Raw genomic sequence first — 19,827 nt, 5'->3', positions numbered from 1 at the left:
TTAGAATTATATTATTCATATTTCACTCTATTTAATTTGATTTTGCACCTGATGCACCATTACTTTTCATTATTTTTTTCATACCTTCTGTTGCTTCTATTTTTCCATCAAGCATAACCCATATAGCTTCAACACCTTCTAAACTTTCTACAAGTTTACGACTTTTATTATAGGGTATTAAATATACAGCTGTGGATAAAAGATCAGCTAGTCCTGAATCTTTAGCTACCACGGTTACAGCATGATAATACTCTCCTGGCATAAGTGTTTTAGTATCTATAAGATGATGAATCTTTTTATCATCTACCACATAGTATCTTTGATAGTCTCCACTGCTAACTACAGATGCATTATTAATAAAAATTGTATCAATATTCTTATCCTTATCTGAAACTATGGATTTTTTAGGATCTTGTATCCCTATCCCCCAACGTTTACGAACCCCATCAAGTGGTTTATCTAATACTCTTACGTTTCCCCCAGCACTTATAATTCCTGATTTAAACCCTTCATTTATAATTTCTTTTGCTACAATTTCAGTTGCATATCCCTTTGCAACCGCTCCTATATCAATACTCATTCTTTTATCTTCAAGATACACTGTGCTTTTTTTAGTATCCACTATAACTTTGTCTATATTCGTATATTCAGAAGCATCTAAAAGCTCTTTCATAGGTGGTAACTTTGCATTTTCAGGATTATCTATTCCTTCCTCACGGTAATCATGCCATATGCTTAAAACCGACCCCATAGCAATATTTACTTTTCCTTCCGTTAACTTATACCACTTCTTTGAAAAAACAATTAAATCTATTATGTCTTTACTTACTTTTACCGGTTTTACACCAGCGTTATCATTTATTGTCTTTATATTGTTTATACCTTCATAATTATTATATATATCATATAATTTATGAAGTTCTTGAAAACGGGAATGAATTTTTTCCATATATGAATTAAATTCTTCTTCACTTTTAGTATAACCTACCACTACTGTCATGGTATCAAAAGTATCAAAAAAGCTATCAGTATATTTTTCATATGAATTTTCATTAACCTTATTACAACCTACAAAAATTAATATAACTAAAAAAAGTATACTTAGTAATTTTACTGTTTTTTTCATTTTATACCTCTCAACTTATAATTATTATAAAACTCCCTCACTTTTGGTGAGGGAGTTTTATTTAAAATTTTTATTTTGCGTTTTTATTTGCCTCTACTACAGCTTCAATATAATCTTCAACTGTCATAGTAACAAGGGATGTAAGTTCTTCTACATCTGGTATTGCCACGTGATTATTATCACGTTTTTTAACCTTCATTCCTTTAATTTCCTCTGCTGTTTTACCTACTGTCCATTTTTCGAATTCAGCTATTTGTTCATTCCATTCTTTTTTTATTTTAGAACGTTTCTTCATACCATATTCTTCACCAAGTTCAGTTTTAGTTTTAAATTCGCCTTTCTTATCTGTAGTTACTTTTCCTTGTTTATCAAATTCAACTTTAGTTTGTGCAGTATCTATTATATTACCTACAACCTTGCCATCTTTATCAAAAGCTGTAGCAGCCATTGTAGTATCTACTTGTGCCATTGGAAGAACTTCTTTTCCATTCTTATCTACTCCTAGACCTTTTGAATTACCAATTGATACCTCTGTGCCCAAACCTAGCTTTACAGCACCTTCCTTAACTTCAACAGCATTTTTGTATGCTTTTTCAACACCTGCAATATATTTTTCTACACTAATAGTAACAAGGGATGTAAGTTCTTCTGCATCTGGTATTGATACGTGCTTATCATCACGTTTTTTAACCTTCATTCCTTTAATTTCATCTACTGTTTTACCTATCATCCATTTTTCAAGTTCAGCAATTTGTTCGTTCCATTCTTTTTTTATTTTAGAAACTTTTTTCATTCCATATTCTTCACCACGTTCAAGCTTAGTTTTTACTTTTTCATTTAGATCAGATGTAAGTTTAAGGTTTTTGTCAAATTTAACTTTAGTCTGTGCAGTATCTATAGTTACTTTGGCAACCTTTCCATCTTTATCAAAAGCTGCTGCAACTATAGTCTCATCAGCTTGTGCCACCGGAAGTACTTCTTTACCATTTTTATCTACACCTAGGTCTTTAGATTCGCTAATTGATGTACTATGTGCAAGTCCTATCTTTGATATGGTTACTTCCTTTGCTACGTTGTCACTTTTCCCCCCATCTTTTGATGGTTTACTTTGTGAAGCACATCCTGTTAACATGCCAGCAGTTAAAATTGTTGATAGAAAAATCGCAAATGATTTTTTCATGTAATCCTCCACCCCTTTAGATATATATTTTTTATTTTATATTATTTAGATTTTAGCATACTGCTATAAAATAAACAATATTAATCTTTTATATCTAATCATTTTAATTCATATTTACTCTTTATATCCAAATAAAACCGCATAATCACCTTAAAACTACAATATACTGCCTTCTCTTTTCAATATCAATATAAAGTTTCACTTCATAATCTAATCTATTATAGCTACAGCCCTTACAGGAGATCCATCTCCATTTTTAATTTTTAATGGTAATGCTGAAAACTGAAATTCTTTATTTAACAACTTATGTAAATTTTTAAGATTTTCTATAATTACAACATCTTTTCCTAATAATATTTTATGATTAGTTAGTTCTTCATTATCTATACTATCTATAGAAATAGTATCCAAACCTATACCCTTAATATTAAAAGAAGTTAAGTATTTAGCCGCTTGTTCTGATAACACTGGATAATCTTTAATATACTCTTCATTTTTCCAAAAACTATTCCAATTAGTATATATTAAAATAAAATCTTTACATGATAAATCATATTGTTTTAATATATTAACGTCTATTTTTTCACCTTTTTTGACCATAGAACAATCTATAACAATTCCCTGTCCTAAAAATTTATTTAGATTAGCATCTGATGTAGTAAATCCATTTTCAAATACATGAGATTTGCAATCTAAATGAGTTCCTAAATGAGTTGTCATATTTATCTTTGTAGTCTTATATCCATGCTCTTTTACATTTGAAACTTCTTCTATAATAGGATTTTCATCCCCTGGAAATAAAGATATATTACTTTGAAATATATGAGTTAAATCAATTACTTTCATTATTTATCTTCCTTTCTTATTTATTTAATATATAACTCCTACGAAGTAAATTTAAGACGGTTTTTTACAAATCAATATGCGCCCAATGTAAAATATAACTTTAATAATAAAATAAAAATTAGACATGAGGTGTAAATCTCATCTCTAATTTCTATTTTATCATTTTATTTTAAATTTTTGTGACTTTTCATTTAATTCATTAGCATTAATACCCAATTCATCTATCATATCATTTATTTCTAATATGCTTTTATTTACTTCTGTCATTGATGAAGTTATCTCTTCAGTAGCTGATGATATACCTTGCATTAAACCTAATACTGCATCCATAGAACTATTTACTGTATCATTTTTGTTATATACTTCCTCTATTCTAATAACATTATTTTCTATGTATTTTGGAACTTCCTCTATAAATTTTATAACTTCCATAAAAATGTTTTGAGTTTTCTTTATAGTATCTCTTTGAATTTCCGAAGATTTTTTTGTTTTATTTACACTTTCTTCTGAATAAAGAATAGATTTCATAAGTTCATTTACATGTTGATTTATATGATTAGTTGACTGTTCTGTTTGTTCAGATAGTTCTTTTATTCCCTGCGCCACTACTGCAAATCCTTTCCCTGCTACTCCTGCTTTTGATGATTCAATAGATGCATTTAAAGCTAATAGATTTATCTGTTTGGATATATTCTCTATAGTATTTACTATTTTTATAATAGTATTTGATTTATCTGTTAATATATTCATATTTTTAGATGTTTCTTCTGATAAGTTAAGATTTTCAATACTCTTATCCTCTAGATTTTTTAGTACGTTTAATATATTTGAATTTAATTTACTAGCATTCATAGCTTCATTTTGTAAAAGTAAACTTGTATCTTTAATTAAAGCAATATTATCAGTTAAATCCTTTTCTGCATCAAAGCTTATTTCCATATCTTTTGTAGTATCTGTAGCTGAACAAGCTATTTCTTCTACAGCCTTTGTTATATTTTGGGATGTTTCAGAAGTAGTATTAGTAACCTCATTTACATATTTTATTTTCTCATTTATTTTCTCAGAAGTTTCTTTAAGGCTTACAACCATTGATTTTATTTCATCTAAAGCATTATTCAACGTGCTAGCCATATAGCCTATTTCATCCTTTGAATTAATATTAACTTTAGAACTTAAATCTCCCTCACCTATTTTTTTTATAAGTTCAATAACTTTATTTAATGGTTCTACTTTTTTAGATATCATAAGTCTTATTAACAATATGCTCATTATTAATATAAGTATAGCTACTATCAATATATTACGAAATGTATCTACAATATTTCCATAAAAATCTTCGTAGTAACATCCTACATTTAAATACCAATCCCAAGGTTCATAGTAAGCTACTGCATTTACTTTCTTTCTTGTCTGTTTTTCATCTGGATTCTTCCACCAAAATGTTATTAACCCGCCATTTTCAGGATTTTTACCTTCTTTAATAATAAGTTTAGTAACATTCTCACCTTTATTATCCACTAGATTGGAGATATTTTCTCCTTCTTTAAATGGGTGCATTTTTTCAATTCCATTGCTATCTATAGCATACATATAAGCCTCAATACCCAGCTCTAATTTTTTATTTAATCCTCTAGTCTTACCGTCGTTCCCTTTTTCATTTAACATTTTGTTCTTAAATATCTCTTGTGCTTCTTCTTTTGCTAAGTTATCATTTTTAACTTGAGTTTCTAGCATATCCATCATTTCTATCCCCATATTTATTTTGTTTTTTAGAGCCTCTTCCCCTAATTTTTCTAACGTTCCTTTAGCACCTATAAATGAAACTAAAACAACAGCTAAAATTGAAATAAAAAATAAAATAAATATTCCAAGATATGATTTAAAAAGTCTTTTATCTAGCCCTTTGTTATGCTTTGTCATAAATCTCCTCCTAATTATGATTTTATGCTATGTAAATGATATCAATTACATTATCGTAATATTTTACATAATGTTAACTATATATTTTTCTTATGCATACAATTAAAGCCCTAGAATTTTAATAATTCTCGGGCTTTAATTTTCTATTAATTTATAAAATGCATTTTCCAGCTATAATATCCCTTTTCCTTATTGTTTTCATAAGTGAAATAGGCTGTAAATACATTCCCTTTTTTACTTTTAAGATTTCTAAAACCTACTCTTCCTTTTTCTAAAAGGATTTTAACCATATCTTTAGTCACCTTTTTTCCAAAGGACTGTATATATTTATCGTTTTTCCAAATGGTAAACTTACATCCATTTTTCCAATTGCTACAACCATAGCCTTTACTTCCCTCTATTACAGGATTCCCACATTGAGGGCATTTACCCAAATTCTCTACTCCCTCTGGTAGATTTATTTTTATTTTATTTAACATAGAATTATCACTTTTTATAAGCTCAACAGCCCTGTTTGTAAATTCATATATTAAGTCCATAAATTCCTTTTTTCCAAACTTACCTTTTTCTATGTCCGATAAAGTTTTCTCAAGCTTTCCTGTATACTCAAGGTCTAAAAGTTCTTTTACGGGAAATATTTCAATCATAGTTCTTCCAAGTGGTGCACATATAAGACTTTTTCCCTTGGCTTCTATGTAACCTATATCCTTTAATTTTTTAATGGTATCCGCTCTAGTTGCTGCAGTTCCTATGCTGAATCCACTTAAAATAGCATTCATCATTTCTTCAGAATTTTCATCATCTTTAAAGCTTTTTCCACAGGTTTCCATAACCCTTAGTAGAGTTTTCTCTGTATGATGCTTTGGAGGTTTTTTAGTAACAGTTTTTATTTTACTGTTTACAGCGTCTACCTTTTCTTTAACTTCTACCAATGGAAGAATAGTATCCTTAGTTTCTATTTTTTCTACTATTCTCCATCCTTCTACAATCTGAACCTTTCCCTTAGATAGAAATTCTCCCTTAACATCTTCATCATTAGCTTTAATTGTAATTTTAGTTTCCTCAAATTCAGCTATGGGCATAAACTGCATTATAAATCTGTTTTTTATAGCAATATATACTATTTCCTCATCTCTTGTTAATTTAGAAGGTTTAATATATGTGGGTGTTATAGCACTATGACTTTCTACTTTAGAACTATCAAATATCCTTTTAGATTTATTAAACCTTATTTGATTTTCATAAGAAAGACCTTTTTTTAAAGTTTCTAAAACCTTTTTAGCTCTCCCCTCTAAACTTTCATCTAAAACACTACTAGAAGTTCTAGGATAAGTTATAAATTTTTTCTCATATAAAGATTGAGCTACTTTTAGCACTTTATCAGAAGTCCATCCTTTATACTTACTTGTAACATAACCTTGTAGATTAGACAAATTAAATAGGTAAGGAGCATACTCCTTCTTCTTTTCCACATGTTTATCTACTATATTATAAGTTTTATTCTTTAATAAATCTTCAATAATTTTTAAATAACTTTTGTCCTGAAATTTTTCTGAGTTTTTCTCATAGTAAGTGCCTTCAAATTCTTTATCTTTTTTAGTTTTAAAATTAGCTAATAATTTATAATAAGTAGTAGCTTTGAAGTTTTCAATTTCCTTGTCTCTATCATAAATTATTTTAAGGGTAGGCAATATCACTCTTCCAATATTTAAAATTTTATTATCTTCTATATTGTATTTCAGAGTAGCTACAGAAGTTAAATTAATACCAATAATCCAATCACTCCACTGCCTACTTATACCTGCATCACGAAGAAATTTCATATCTTCATTACATTTTAAGTTTTTCATTCCATTTTTAACTTCATCTGGTGTCCATTCATTTAATAACAATCTATAAATTGGCTTTTTAATCTGTAAATATGAAAATAGTTCATCTCCAATAATTTGACCTTCTCTGTCCAAGTCTGTAGCAGATATTATAGCCTCCACATTTTCTCTTTCAATTAAAGACTTTATTATATTAATTTGCTTTTCTGCACCTTCATCTGTAATGTTTTTGTTGTTATTCTGTTGCTTTATTTTATATTTAAAATTCATAGGGATAAAAGGAAACTTTTCTAATCTCCATCCCTTCATAATTTCATTATAATCCTTAGCATCATATAATTGAAGCAAATGCCCAAAGGCCCAAGTAATTAAATACTCTTTTCCTTCAAAATAACCATCTTTTCTAGTCTTTATATTTAAAGCATCTGCAATATTTTTAGCTACAGATGGTTTTTCCGCAATAATTACCTTAGCCAAATTCAAACACTCCTTAACCCTTTATTTACTCTAACTATTTTAATATTAATTTAAGGAGTTTGCAAATAAATTAAAAGTTTGATTTAACTTGATTTCTTCCAGATCTCTTACTATTATATAGAGCTTTATCTGCTCTTACTAAAGCTTCTTGATAATGATTGTCACTTTTCAAAAAATGTGAAACTCCAAATGATATAGTAACTTTTAAAGTCTCTCCCTTATATTCAATGTCTTGTCTTTCAATTTTATATATTATATTGTTAAGATTTTTAATTACTTCTTCTCCTGAAATATTCGGAAATATTATAATAAATTCTTCGCCGCCCCATCTGGCAACTAAATCCGTTTTTCTTATATTACCTTTTAGTAATTTAGCTACAGCTTCTAGTACATAATCTCCTGCCTCATGACCATAGGTGTCGTTTACATTTTTAAAATAATCAATGTCACCCATTGCCAAATTAAAATTAACTTCTTTCTCTTGAAATCTTAAAAATTGTGATTGAAGATAATTCATAGTAAAATATCTATTATATAAATTTGTCAATGGATCTGTAATTGCAATACTTTCTAATCTTTTGTATTCATTTTCCACTTTAGTTTTTTCCATTACCAATTCTTGTTTTTCTCTAATAATTGTATTGTAATATTTATTTATAATTTTATAATATCTTTTCTCGAAAACAAAAATCACTAAAATTAATATTAAAATTAAACTAATAGCTATAATTATGGAGTTTATAATCTGTTTTTGAAAATGTTTTTTTAAGCTTATAACTTCACCTTTAAGCATAAGATCATCTAAAGCTTGATTAATCCACATATATTCATTAACCGAAAGTTCAGTTTTCCTCACATAATCCATAATTATATTTTGAACTTTTTTTTCTATAGTATCTTCTCTAACTACTATAGCAATAATTTTATTTTGTAAACTTTTGTATCTATTAACTTTGTATTTTTTAATATAATTAATAAATTCCTCTTCTGATTTTATGGATTTATTCAATAAAAGTTTATCTGATATATAATTTAGCTTATTTTTGTTATTATCCCAAACCAGTAAATCATATTCATTTCTATCTTTGGTTTTTAATATATTTTCAATATTTAATTCATCTTCTTTTATATGAAATTGTAATGAATTAATAATATAATCTATGTTATTATCAAATTGATCTGTAACATTTATTCTTTCTCTATCTATGTGTTTAACAGTAATATCAATTATATTTTTAATATGCTTTTTCTTTAATTGAATAGCATTGTTATATAAAGATTCTACATCTTTTTTATACATTATTTCTATATTCTTCAATTGATTAGTAGTTAAAATTATTACTGAAATCATTACTATTACAATAGAATAAAGGTATAAAATCTTTCTCAATTTAGATCTGTCCACTACACCTTCCTCCATATAAAATAAACACTTTTGAAATAATTACATGAGTGTTTCTTTAATACCTTTTAGAATTTAAATTTATTTATGTGCCTTTCCATTTCGTCAGTCATATTATTTAATGTTTCAGCAAAAGAGGCTACCTCTTCACAAGATGCAGTCATCTCTTCTGAAGAAGCTGCTATCTCTTGTGAAGATGCAGATACTTCTTCTGATATAGAAGATGTACTTTCTATTTTATCTATTATCTCATTCTTGCTTTCCTTTAACTCTGTCACAATACAATTTGCAGAATTTATTCTTGGCACTACTTGATGAACACCATTTGCTATAGATGTAAATTGAATCATAGAACCATTAATGGTTTCAACTGCCTTTTCAATTTCCTTATCTATAATTTTAGTATCATCTATTATCTTATCTGTTTTATTAGATATGGATTTTATTATTAGATTTATGTTCTTTGAAGAATTTTTAGTTTGCTCTGATAACTTTCTTATTTCATCTGCAACCACCGTAAATCCTCTTCCGGCTTCTCCTGCTCTTGCAGCTTCAATAGCCGCATTTAATGCTAATAAATTGGTTTGTTCTGCTATACTGTTTATAAGATTTGTTATTTCATTTACTTCATTTATACCTGTTGCTAATTTGGCTATTTCTTGTGAAAATTCTTTGAAGGAATCTCTAACCTTTTGTGTTGATTTAACAAGTATCTTCATACCTTGGATTCCTCCTGTAGATAGCTTATCTATATCTTCAGAGCCTTCCATCACTTCCATCATCTCTTTAACTATACTATCTATTTTATTAGAGAAATTTTGACTTATTTCCGCTATTTTAATTAAATCCATTGATTGCCCCTGGGTACCTTTTGCCACGTCTTGAATAGTTTCTGAAACACTTCCTGAAAGTGATGCCATTTCCTCTGAAATTGAGCTTAAATTAGCAGCTTCTTCACTTATGTTAGATGAATGTTGTTTAAATGAAATCATCATTTCTTTTATATTTTTAATAGATTTATCTATGGAGTTTGCCATTTCTCCTATTTCATCATTTCTTTCCTTAAGCTTTTTAGGCGCTTGTACTTTTAGATTACCTTGTCCAAATTTTATTATTACATTTTTAAGATTAGTAAGGGATTTTGATAAATTGTTGCCTATACAATAAGCTAACAAAATATTAATTACGCATCCTAACAATGTAGCTATGGAAGAGAATATCTTAATAGAGTATATATCTTCTGATACCTCTTCCTCATCTAATATAACTATAAGCTTCCATCCTGTCTTTTCATTAGTATAGAAACCTGCGAATTTTGACTTATCTTTGTATTTATATTGAAAAACTCCCTTATCATTGCCTGAAACTTGATTCCAAAAGCTTTCTTTTAAAATAGTACCTATAAGTTCACTATCTTTATGTACTAAAATTCTTCCTTCAGCGTCAGCTATGGCTAAATATCCTTCCTTTCCCAATTTAGTTCTTGATGTTTGCCTCATTAAGGCTTTTAAACTTACATCAATACAAGCTACTCCTATAACTTTCTCCTGTTTTTTGACAGTCTTTGATATGGATATCATCTTTTCTCCATATAAATCATCATAGCATTTTGAAAAAAATATTTTATTAGGATTACTTTTGGCTTCCTTAAACCACTCTCTATTTCTTGCATCATATTTATTAGAAGGCTTGATAACCTTTCCCTCAGATTCAACTATAACCCCACTTACATCTGTAAAATGTGCATATGCTATATCTGGACTACTATTTTTAATCGTTCTTAAGAAATACTTTAAACTATCTAAACTTTCTTTATTGTTAATATCAAAATTTATTAGAGTAGGATTTTCACTAGCCACTTTTAAGCTATTTTCCATTCCTTCAAAAAATGTAGTTATACTATAATTAACTTGGGTTGAGAATTGAGCCGTGGTATCCATAAGTTCATTTTTTAAGATTTTATAAGATTTTTGATATAATAAAAAACTTAACATTAATAAACTAAAAACAACTATAGAAGATGTCGCTACAATTAGCTTTGTTTTAATACTTTTTATTTTCTTTTTACCACTTTCACTTTCTTTTTTAATATTATTGTTATTCTTTTTTTTGTTTAATTTGATTTTAGCCATTCTTCTCGCCCCTTATTAGATAAAATTTAAGTCGTATTATGTCATATTGTCTATATTATTCTTCGTAGATTTTTGTTGATTATTAACATATAATGAGAAAATTTATTATTTATCTTTCATTTTATCTTTAATTATTCTTATATTAGATTGTTAAAAACTAAAAACCAATAGACTTTATTATAAATCTACTGGTTTTTACAAACTTATATAGGTGCTTCATTAAATAATTTCCCAAGAACTATTATCATTTGTTAAAAATGAATGTAAACTTCTTAATGCACATTCTACCATATCACTAACTGCCTGATCTGTATAGAATGCTAAATGAGGAGTTAATATTACATTAGGTAAATTTCTAAGTATTGCAAATTCATCATGATTTATGATTTTTAAACGACAGTCATTGTGAAGTATCCCCAATTCATTTTCTATAACATCAAGAGCCGCTCCTCCAATCTTTCCACTCTTTAGTCCTTCTATTAAATCAAAGGTATTTATTAATTCTCCGCGAGCTGTATTTATAATCTTTACACCATCTTTCATTTTTGAGATGGTTTCTTTATTTATTAAATGATAATTGCTTTCAAATAATGGTGTATGTATTGTTATAATGTCTGCCTTTGATAATAATGTACCTAAATCCACATATTCTACATATTTTTTCATTTCTTCATTTGGATATAAATCATAGGCAATTATTTTACAACCAAAACCACTGAAATTTTTTACAACTGATTGACCTATACGTCCTGTTCCGATAACTCCTACTACTTGATTGTGTAGTTCATTACCCATTAATCCAGCTAATGAATAATCATTGCCTACACTTCTTTTTAAAGTTTCTATAACTCTACGATTTAACATTAATGCAAGCATCGTTGCAAAATCCGCTACTGAATTTGGTGAGTAAGTTGCATTACTTACTTTTATTCTAAATTCCTTAGCTGCTTCCATATCTATATTGTTATAACCAGTACTTCTTGATGCTAAATATTTAGTTCCACCTTTACTTAATTTCTCTAAGGTTTCTCTTTTAGCATTACAGTTGCCAAGTATAGAAACAGCTTCTATTCCATCTGCTAAATGTGCATTTTCGGGTGATAACCCCTCTTTTATACAAGTAACATCTAAATTTAATTCTTTAGAAAATTTTTCAAAAGCTAAGGCTTCATCTGGTCTACATGCATATGCAATAATTTTCATTTTTACATTCCTCCTCTATTATTTAAATTCTATTAAATAATCCTCATCTTTAACAATTTTTAATACATTTACAAATAAATACTTAAATACAAAACTTAATACAAGTGGTACTACTACAAATGCTATTACTGTGACTATTAAATTTCCTATACTATATCCAGCTATGTTTAAATGATTTATAGGTCCTATTAATCCACTAATACCAAATCCCGCACTCATTGGTGTACCTTGTATCTTTTGTATTCCACCTAATGCTCCAACTATTGCTGCATTTGCAATTATTGGTAATATCATTACTGGTTTCTTTACAAAGTTTGCCATTTGCATCTTTGGTGATCCCAGTACATGAGCTAGGGAAGTTCCTGTTCCATTCACTTTAAATCCCGCTACAGCTAAACCAAAGCCTGCTGCACATATTCCAAGGTTTGCAGCTCCTGAACCTATTCCACTTAATGAAATTGCCATAGCAACTCCAACCGTTGATACTGGTGAAACTATTAATATAGCAAAAGTAACAGATATAAATATTCCCATTAACACTGGTTGGAAGGTTGTAAACATATCTACCATACTTCCTAAATATCTTGTTATAGAAGATACATATGGAAGTATTTGAAGTCCAATAAATCCTACAAGGGTTATTACAAATGTTGGCACACAAAGCATGGTATATGCTTTTAGTTTATCTCCTATATACAATATTAATAATACCGCTATAGCAGCTGTTATTCCTGCATTTATTACATCTCCCATACCTGCAAATTGTAATACCTTGCCACTTACTTTTAAAGCTCCAGAACCTATCATTGTAGTTATGGCTAAAGTTCCTGATTGAATAGGAGACATTTTAAATTGCATAGCTATACAAAATCCCATTACAACAGTTAACAAATTACTAGCCATTTTTGTAATGTCTACTATTGCTTGTATATTAAGAGCTTTACCTAGTTCTCCTAATAAAGCAGAAGGTATTAGTGCAACTACAATACCAATACTCATGCCTGTAAGTATCTTACTAACAAACTCCTTAGAGTTAATTTTGTTTTCTGACATTGATAAATCCACTCCTAACTTGATTATTATTTTTTTAACAATGTTTACTTTAATCTGTACTCCAAGGTCATTGTCAAGTATATTATTTACATAAAAAGGGCGAGATATTATCTCACCCTAACTTGAATTTCTGATATCATATCTTCTACTGACTTTGTAAAAGTATAATCAATTAGACAATATTCATATATATCACTTATAGCTTCATATCCATTTTCTTTTATCCAATTTAAAAGATATTTAACTGCTCCTTCATTGTAGTATCCACCATTTTTATACATACAAATATATTTGCCCTCTTTAAGAATGGTTTGTTCTTTAATATCATATTTATCAGGAATACTTATAAAAGATCCCACATTTTTGCTAAAGCCTTCTTTTATACCTTGTTTTAAATATATTGTGCCATACTCTTGATGAGAAAATAAGTTTAATTGTTGAAGATAATTTAATGCTCTCCTATAGGTTAGCATTATTTCTTCTTTATTATCTTCGTTAACTTCTTCTTCACATTTTAAATAAAAAACTTTTCTTTTTGTGAATATCTTAACTGATGGTTTATATAAATCTTTTTTATCAATATATTTTGTCTTTTTATAAAAATTTAATAAATGTTCAATACTATTATGCATTTCCTGAAGTTCTTCCATTGCATTCATTATTTCTTTATCTCTAGATATTAAAGCTTCTATTACTAAATCATGTTCCCTATTATCCAAAAGATTTTTTATTTCCTTTAGAGAAAAACCAATCTTTTTTAAATATACAATCTGCTTAAGTATTGGAAGTTCTTTCATTTCATAATATCTATAATTATTTTCTTCATCTACATATTGTGGCTTGAAAAGTCCAATTTTATCATAATATATTAAAGTTTTTTTAGATATATTGTGCATTTTTGCAACTTCATTTATTTTATATTTTTTATGTTTCAAAACCCATCCTCCAAACTATACCCCTACTTCATTCTTTTTAAGTGTTTTCTTATAAAAACATAATTATACGTTATATCTATTCTATAATTTTTCTACAATATTCTTGCCAAATTGTCTACATCTATTCATAGCATCTTTATCTGGATTCCAAAGTTCTTTTATTCCTGATTCTAGTATTTCAAACTTTCCATTCTTTAATTTTTCCTCTAATATTTTCACTGCCTCTCCACTCCATCCATAAGCTCCAAAAGCCGCTGCTTTTTTATTCTTTAATCCTAATCCTCTTATCATATCAAGTATTCCTGCTGTAGCAGACATAATACTTTTATTTACTGTTGCAGAACCTACTAATAGCACTTTTGATTTAAATATTTCTGTTATAACATCATTTTTATCTGAATGCGCCGCATTAAAAAGTTTAACTGTAATATCTTTATTTACAGATTTAATCCCCTCAGCTATACCTTCTGCCATTCTTCTTGTTCCATTCCACATAGTATCGTAAAGAACGGTTATTTGATTTTCTTCATAGCCATTAGCCCATTTTATGTACTGCTCTATTATTTGAGCCGGATTATCTCTCCATATGACTCCATGACTTGTGGCTATGATGTTTAGTGGTAAATTAAGCGCTAAAACTTCTTCTATCTTTTTAATTACAAAGCTATTAAAAGGTGTTAAGATATTAGCATAGTATTTCATACTTTCTTGATATAATTCAGCCTGATCTACTAAGTCATTATACATTAAATCTGAGGCATAATGTTGACCAAAAGCATCATTACTAAACAATATATTCTCTCCTGACATATAGGTAAACATACTATCTGGCCAGTGTAACATTTTAGCCTCTACAAAGGTTAGTTTACTTTCACCTATATCCAAAGTATCTCCTGTTTTTACCTCAACAAAGTTCCAATCCTTATGATAATGTGCCTTTAAAATTTTAGCTCCATCAGCAGTACAATAAATAGGTGTATTAGGAATCTCCTTCATTAGTAGTGGCAAAGCTCCACTATGATCTATTTCATTATGATTCATTATTATATAGTCAATTTTATTTAAATCTACTTCTTTTTTTAAGTTCTCCACAAACTCCTTAGAAAAGGGTTCCCATACTGTATCAATTAAAACTATTTTTTTATCTTTTATTAGATAGGAATTGTAGGATGTCCCCCTATGAGTTGAATATTCATCTCCATGAAATCTTCTTAATTCCCAATCAATTTTACCAACCCAAGTAACTTTATTTGTTACTTTAAAGCTCATTGTAAACCCTCCTTTTTATATCTATATATTTAATATGCTCATATTAAATATATTTAATCAAAATTATTATAATATAATTTTTTCTTATAATTACATAATGATTTGCAATTGGATTTTATAATTTTATGGTGATAAAATCAAAATGAAGGTTAATTAAGGAGGAATAATTTATGTTATTTATTAAAAAATATTCAGTTGGAATACTATTTACAGCAGTACTTGCAGTTATATCAGGTTTCATTAGTAACCTAATTCCCTATAGACTTATAGGTGCAGGAGTTTTTGCACTACTCATTGGTATGTTTTTAAATCCTATAGTATCAAAATATACAGTACTAAATAAAGGTCTTAACTTTACATCAAAAAAGATATTACGTCTTGCCATTATACTTATGGGAATTACTTTGAGTTTTTCTCAAGTTTTAGAAGTAGGTAAATATTCCTTGATAGTTATGGTATTTACTCTTATAACAGCTTTTGGTGGGGGATACTTACTTGGTAAGCTCTTTAAAATGGATTGGAAACTATCAGGTCTTATATCTGCTGGAACTGGTATATGTGGTGGTTCTGCCATAGCTGCTATTTCACCAGTTATTGATGCAGAGGATAGTGATATTGCCTATGCTATATCTGCAACGTTTATATTTGATGTAATTATGGTAATTCTTTTTCCAATAGCAGGTAAATATTTTAATATGACTGATTTAGGTTATGGACTTTGGGCTGGAACCGCAGTAAATGATACATCATCAGTAGTTGCCGCAGGTTATGCCTTTTCTGATGTTGCTGGTAATTTCTCCGTAATAGTTAAGCTTACACGAACCTTATCTATTGTTCCTGTTGTGCTTATATTCTCATATATAAATGAACGACTTATAAGAAAAACTAAAAATGAAAATTTTAAAGGAAATGAATCTACTTATCATAAAGATAAAATTAATATATCAAAAATTTTTCCCTGGTTTATATTATTATTTCTTGTTATGGTTGCCATTAAAAGCACTGGAATAATTCCTAACACAATAAGCCATTTTATTTCTAAATTAAGTAAATTTTTAATGGTAATGTCACTGGGAGCAATAGGTCTTAAAACTAATTTTAAAAGCCTTGCAAAATCAGGTTTTGCTCCAGCGGTACATGGATTTATTATTTCTTTATTGGTTGTTGTAGTTTCTTTTTTAGTGCAAATGACTTTGGGACAAGTATAAATATAAAAAATAAACTGTAACCAGAAAATAGGTTTACAGTTTATTTTTATATTTATTTAAAACTTTTTAATGGTATTTTAAATTCTTTTATCCCCTCACTATACGGTGCAATTTCGTATGGATTAAAATAAACAACTAAATTACTATCTTCTATATAATAAGGCTGATCTTGAATTATACCATAAAAATCTGAAGATGCATTTTCATAATATTTATTTGGATTTTTAGTCATATCATTTCTTATAAAATCATTGATTATATTTTTATAATCTTTCTTATTATGAAATAAATCCTTTAAATAAATTTCTTCTCCTGTATTTAAATCAACATTCAAGCTCTCATTGTAGCCTAAGCCATGAGCACCACCAGTGTACTCATAAAAACACATAGTTAAACTTAATATATTATTTTTATTAAATGATGTTTTAAATTTTAAAATAGCCTGATAACTATTAGTAAGAGCATTTTCTTTTTTAGCTTCTTTAGCCATATTTTCAATATCTTTTTTAAAATCCATGGCCCTATTTTCTATTATTTTATTTATCTTAGTTTCTATTTCTTTATCCTTTAATCCATTTATTAAAGGGATAGTCATATCTACATCTATTATATCATTTTTAAATTCAATTTTTTTACTACTTATATTATAACTTTCTTTATTTAAATTTTGTGAAGAGTAAATAGTTGTAGGATGAACATTTACAGCATTACTTGAATTAATTGCAAAAGCAGGACTTGTATTCCCAACTAACGAAGCTGTTAATGCCATACATAATAATTTTCCCATAAATATTACCTCCAATATTTTTTATTCTTAATTATAATATACTTCTTATACTATTTTTAGAAGTTACGAAATATATAAGATAGAGTTACATTTTGGTAACAAATACAATATTTATTACTTTGTATCCATACACTTTCTCTAATTATTATTTAATGTTATATTTAAAATAAATAATTTAATTTAAAGGAGATATATTTATGTCAAGAAGACCTAAAATTAAAATAACAGTAATTGGCAAGAAAGAAAAGGGTGGCTGTCATTATGCTCATAAGATAGGGGACTCTTTTGATTTTGATACAGAAAGAGGAGAATTATGCCCTATGGCTCTCCACGTAGCCTTTCCATACATTGATATTTTAAGATATGGCGGAAGTATACCTGGAGGAAAAAATGAAAACGAATGTACATTTTGTTGTCCTGATCCAGAGGTTATAAATGTGTTTAGAATTGAGAAACTTTAAGCTAATAAAAAGGAACCCTTAAAAGAGTTCCTTTTTCAAACTTATTTTGCTGCATTTTGACCAGCAATTCTACCAAACACTGTAATATCAGCAAGTGCATTACTTCCTAATCTATTTGTACCATGGATACCTCCAGTAACTTCACCTGCTCCAAATAATCCTTCTATTACTTTACCATCTTTATTAATTACTTGAGCCTTAGTATTAATCTTAATTCCACCCATTGTATGATGAACAGCAGGAGCTGCTTTTAATATATAGTAAGGTCCTTTTTCTATAGTAGATGGCATACTACGTTTATTAAATTCTTCATCCCTACCAGCTTTAACATAACCATTGTATCTATCCACACTTGCTTTTAATTCTTTTACGTTAATATCAAAGAATTTCGCTGCTTCTTCTAATGTATCCGCTTTCACAAGTAATTTATTTTTATATAAATAGTCGATTTCTGCTGCATGATGTTCTTCTAATTTACTTGCTTCTAACCCCTTTTGGTCTAATATTTGATAACATACACTTCCTGTTTGCTTTTTAATAGCCATAGATATTACGTCACGTCTTTCAAGTTCTTCTACAAAACGTTTACCTTCTTTGTTTACCATAATAGTATGTCCATAAAGTCTTGCATCTCCAAAATAAAGTAATGTACCTGTTAATGGATCGCATATAGGATATGTTTGAATATATTTCATACCATCTAAAGCTGCACCAACCTTTTCAGCCATAACAATACCATCGCCTGTACTTCCCACCGTATTTGTAGAAAGAACCTTTTCATCTATCTCAGGATTATATTTAACTCTCATTTCAAGATTTGATCCAAATCCACCTGATGCTATAATAACTGCTTTATTTGTGTTAAAAGTATATTTTGTATCTTTACTTTCTGCTTGTATACCAGTAACTTTTCCATTTTTATCAGTAATTAATGAAGTTGCAGGAGTTTCATATAATATAGGTATATTTAAACTTTTAGCCTTTGCCACTTGTTTATTAATAATTTCTTTACCATTTGCTCCCGCCGGAATTAAACTTCTTTTAACAGAATGTCCACCAAAAAACATAAGTTCATCTTGCCATTTAACACCTATTTCATCTTTAAGCCATTTAGCACCTTCAAGGGCATTTTCTGCAACAACCTTTACTAGTTCAGGGTTATTTTTAGAATCTCCACCTTTTATAATATCCTGTGTAAATTGCTCTACACTATCCTTAATCCCCTCTTTTTGTTGTATCCAGTTATTTGGAGCAGCATATTCAGCACCAGATATTAGTGTATTACCACCAGCCATAGGCATTTTTTCTAGTACAATTACATCCCTACCCGCTTGTTTTGCTTCTATAGCAGCACAAAGACCTGCTCCGCCTGCTCCAACAACAACTATATCATGAGTTTTACTAACTTCTTTTTTATTTTCACTTTTATCTTTACCTTTTTCTTCGAGTTTCTTTAACATATCTGGAGTTGCACCTGCTGATTTTAATGCAGCTTTAACTGCTTCTAAAAAACCATTAGATGTAAGTGTGCAACCTGAAATCCCATCAATATCAAGACTATTAGTTGAAATAATATTTTTTGTAAGTGTTTTCATAGCACTATCATATCCTGGGGTTTCCTTTTGTTCTAAAACCTTAATATCAATAATTGCATCATCTTTAATTGCTATTTCAAGAGATATTTTTCCGCCTTTTCCGTTTCCCTCTCCTTTATATTTGCCATTAGGAATTGCTGTCTTAGAATTACCACAGGCAACAAGGCTCATGGTCATAAATATTGCTAATAAAATTGTTATAAACTTTTTCAAAATTCTTACCTCCTAATTATAATTGTTAAAATATTAACTACATTAACAATAATATAACATGTCATGTTAACAAAGTATTTATATTTATTTGCATATTTTTGTACTTTTAACTACAATATTTGATAAAATATAAGTATTGTATATAATTATTAATGTAATAGTAAATATGAATATTATATTAAAATCAACCA

General features: G+C 28.3%; 15 protein-coding genes. 2 read left to right on the top strand and 13 right to left on the bottom strand.

The window, feature by feature from the left end; all coding sequences use genetic code 11:
- Positions 1-31: 31 nt before the first annotated feature.
- The 11 genes from B5D21_RS00800 to B5D21_RS00750 all read right to left on the bottom strand — a co-directional run bounded on the left by B5D21_RS00800 (position 32) and on the right by B5D21_RS00750 (position 15,372).
- Positions 32-1,126, bottom strand: a complete 1,095-nt coding sequence (locus tag B5D21_RS00800) for an FAD:protein FMN transferase (protein ID WP_011100012.1) — start codon at positions 1,124-1,126, stop codon at positions 32-34.
- A gap of 70 nt (positions 1,127-1,196) precedes the next feature.
- Positions 1,197-2,306 carry a hypothetical protein gene (locus tag B5D21_RS00795; RefSeq protein WP_035127644.1) on the bottom strand — a complete coding sequence of 370 codons (1,110 nt, stop codon included), beginning with the start codon at positions 2,304-2,306 and terminating at the stop codon, positions 1,197-1,199.
- Positions 2,307-2,516: 210 nt separating this feature from the next.
- Positions 2,517-3,152 (bottom strand): cyclase family protein, encoded by a 636-nt coding sequence (locus tag B5D21_RS00790; protein WP_011100014.1) that lies wholly within the window; start codon positions 3,150-3,152, stop codon positions 2,517-2,519.
- 159 nt (positions 3,153-3,311) lie between these two features.
- Positions 3,312-5,072 (bottom strand): methyl-accepting chemotaxis protein, encoded by a 1,761-nt coding sequence (locus B5D21_RS00785; RefSeq protein ID WP_011100015.1) that lies wholly within the window; start codon positions 5,070-5,072, stop codon positions 3,312-3,314.
- Between the two features lie 146 nt (positions 5,073-5,218).
- On the bottom strand, positions 5,219-7,378 hold the full coding sequence (locus B5D21_RS00780) for a type IA DNA topoisomerase (protein WP_035125039.1): 2,160 nt from the start codon (positions 7,376-7,378) through the stop codon (positions 5,219-5,221).
- 70 nt (positions 7,379-7,448) lie between these two features.
- Positions 7,449-8,783: a GGDEF domain-containing protein gene (locus tag B5D21_RS00775; protein WP_052040989.1), complete on the bottom strand. Its 1,335-nt coding sequence runs from the start codon at positions 8,781-8,783 to the stop codon at positions 7,449-7,451.
- Between the two features lie 65 nt (positions 8,784-8,848).
- The gene (locus B5D21_RS00770) at positions 8,849-10,912 is read right to left on the bottom strand and encodes a methyl-accepting chemotaxis protein (protein ID WP_011100018.1); all 2,064 of its coding nucleotides are present in this window, start codon (positions 10,910-10,912) and stop codon (positions 8,849-8,851) included.
- Between the two features lie 219 nt (positions 10,913-11,131).
- Positions 11,132-12,115, bottom strand: a complete 984-nt coding sequence (locus tag B5D21_RS00765) for a D-isomer specific 2-hydroxyacid dehydrogenase family protein (protein WP_011100019.1) — start codon at positions 12,113-12,115, stop codon at positions 11,132-11,134.
- A gap of 18 nt (positions 12,116-12,133) precedes the next feature.
- Positions 12,134-13,168, bottom strand: a complete 1,035-nt coding sequence (locus B5D21_RS00760) for a PTS sugar transporter subunit IIC (protein ID WP_035109337.1) — start codon at positions 13,166-13,168, stop codon at positions 12,134-12,136.
- Between the two features lie 107 nt (positions 13,169-13,275).
- Complete coding sequence (locus B5D21_RS00755; RefSeq protein WP_011100021.1) at positions 13,276-14,103, bottom strand: MerR family transcriptional regulator; 828 nt, start codon at positions 14,101-14,103, stop codon at positions 13,276-13,278.
- 81 nt (positions 14,104-14,184) lie between these two features.
- Positions 14,185-15,372, bottom strand: a complete 1,188-nt coding sequence (locus tag B5D21_RS00750; RefSeq protein ID WP_011100022.1) for an anaerobic nitric oxide reductase flavorubredoxin — start codon at positions 15,370-15,372, stop codon at positions 14,185-14,187.
- 170 nt (positions 15,373-15,542) lie between these two features.
- On the opposite strand from B5D21_RS00750, the gene B5D21_RS00745 reads away from it, so the two are divergent.
- A complete protein-coding gene (locus B5D21_RS00745; RefSeq protein ID WP_011100023.1) occupies positions 15,543-16,580 on the top strand; it encodes a YeiH family protein in 1,038 nt (345 codons plus the stop codon).
- Positions 16,581-16,632: 52 nt separating this feature from the next.
- Here B5D21_RS00745 and B5D21_RS00740 read toward each other — a convergent pair whose 3' ends face one another.
- Positions 16,633-17,367: a DUF3298 and DUF4163 domain-containing protein gene (locus tag B5D21_RS00740; RefSeq protein WP_035109332.1), complete on the bottom strand. Its 735-nt coding sequence runs from the start codon at positions 17,365-17,367 to the stop codon at positions 16,633-16,635.
- Between the two features lie 197 nt (positions 17,368-17,564).
- Between B5D21_RS00740 and B5D21_RS00735 the strand changes: the two genes are divergently transcribed.
- Positions 17,565-17,828 (top strand): TIGR04076 family protein, encoded by a 264-nt coding sequence (locus B5D21_RS00735; protein ID WP_035109330.1) that lies wholly within the window; start codon positions 17,565-17,567, stop codon positions 17,826-17,828.
- Between the two features lie 41 nt (positions 17,829-17,869).
- Here the strand turns inward: B5D21_RS00735 and B5D21_RS00730 are convergent, their stop codons facing one another.
- Complete coding sequence (locus B5D21_RS00730; RefSeq protein WP_011100025.1) at positions 17,870-19,636, bottom strand: flavocytochrome c; 1,767 nt, start codon at positions 19,634-19,636, stop codon at positions 17,870-17,872.
- Positions 19,637-19,827 lie beyond the last annotated feature (191 nt).

The organism is Clostridium tetani, assembly GCF_900167265.1.
Classification (GTDB): domain Bacteria; phylum Bacillota; class Clostridia; order Clostridiales; family Clostridiaceae; genus Clostridium_G; species Clostridium_G tetani.
The sequence above is the reverse complement of the archived record's forward strand: the minus strand, read 5'-3'. Positions and strand labels throughout refer to the sequence as shown.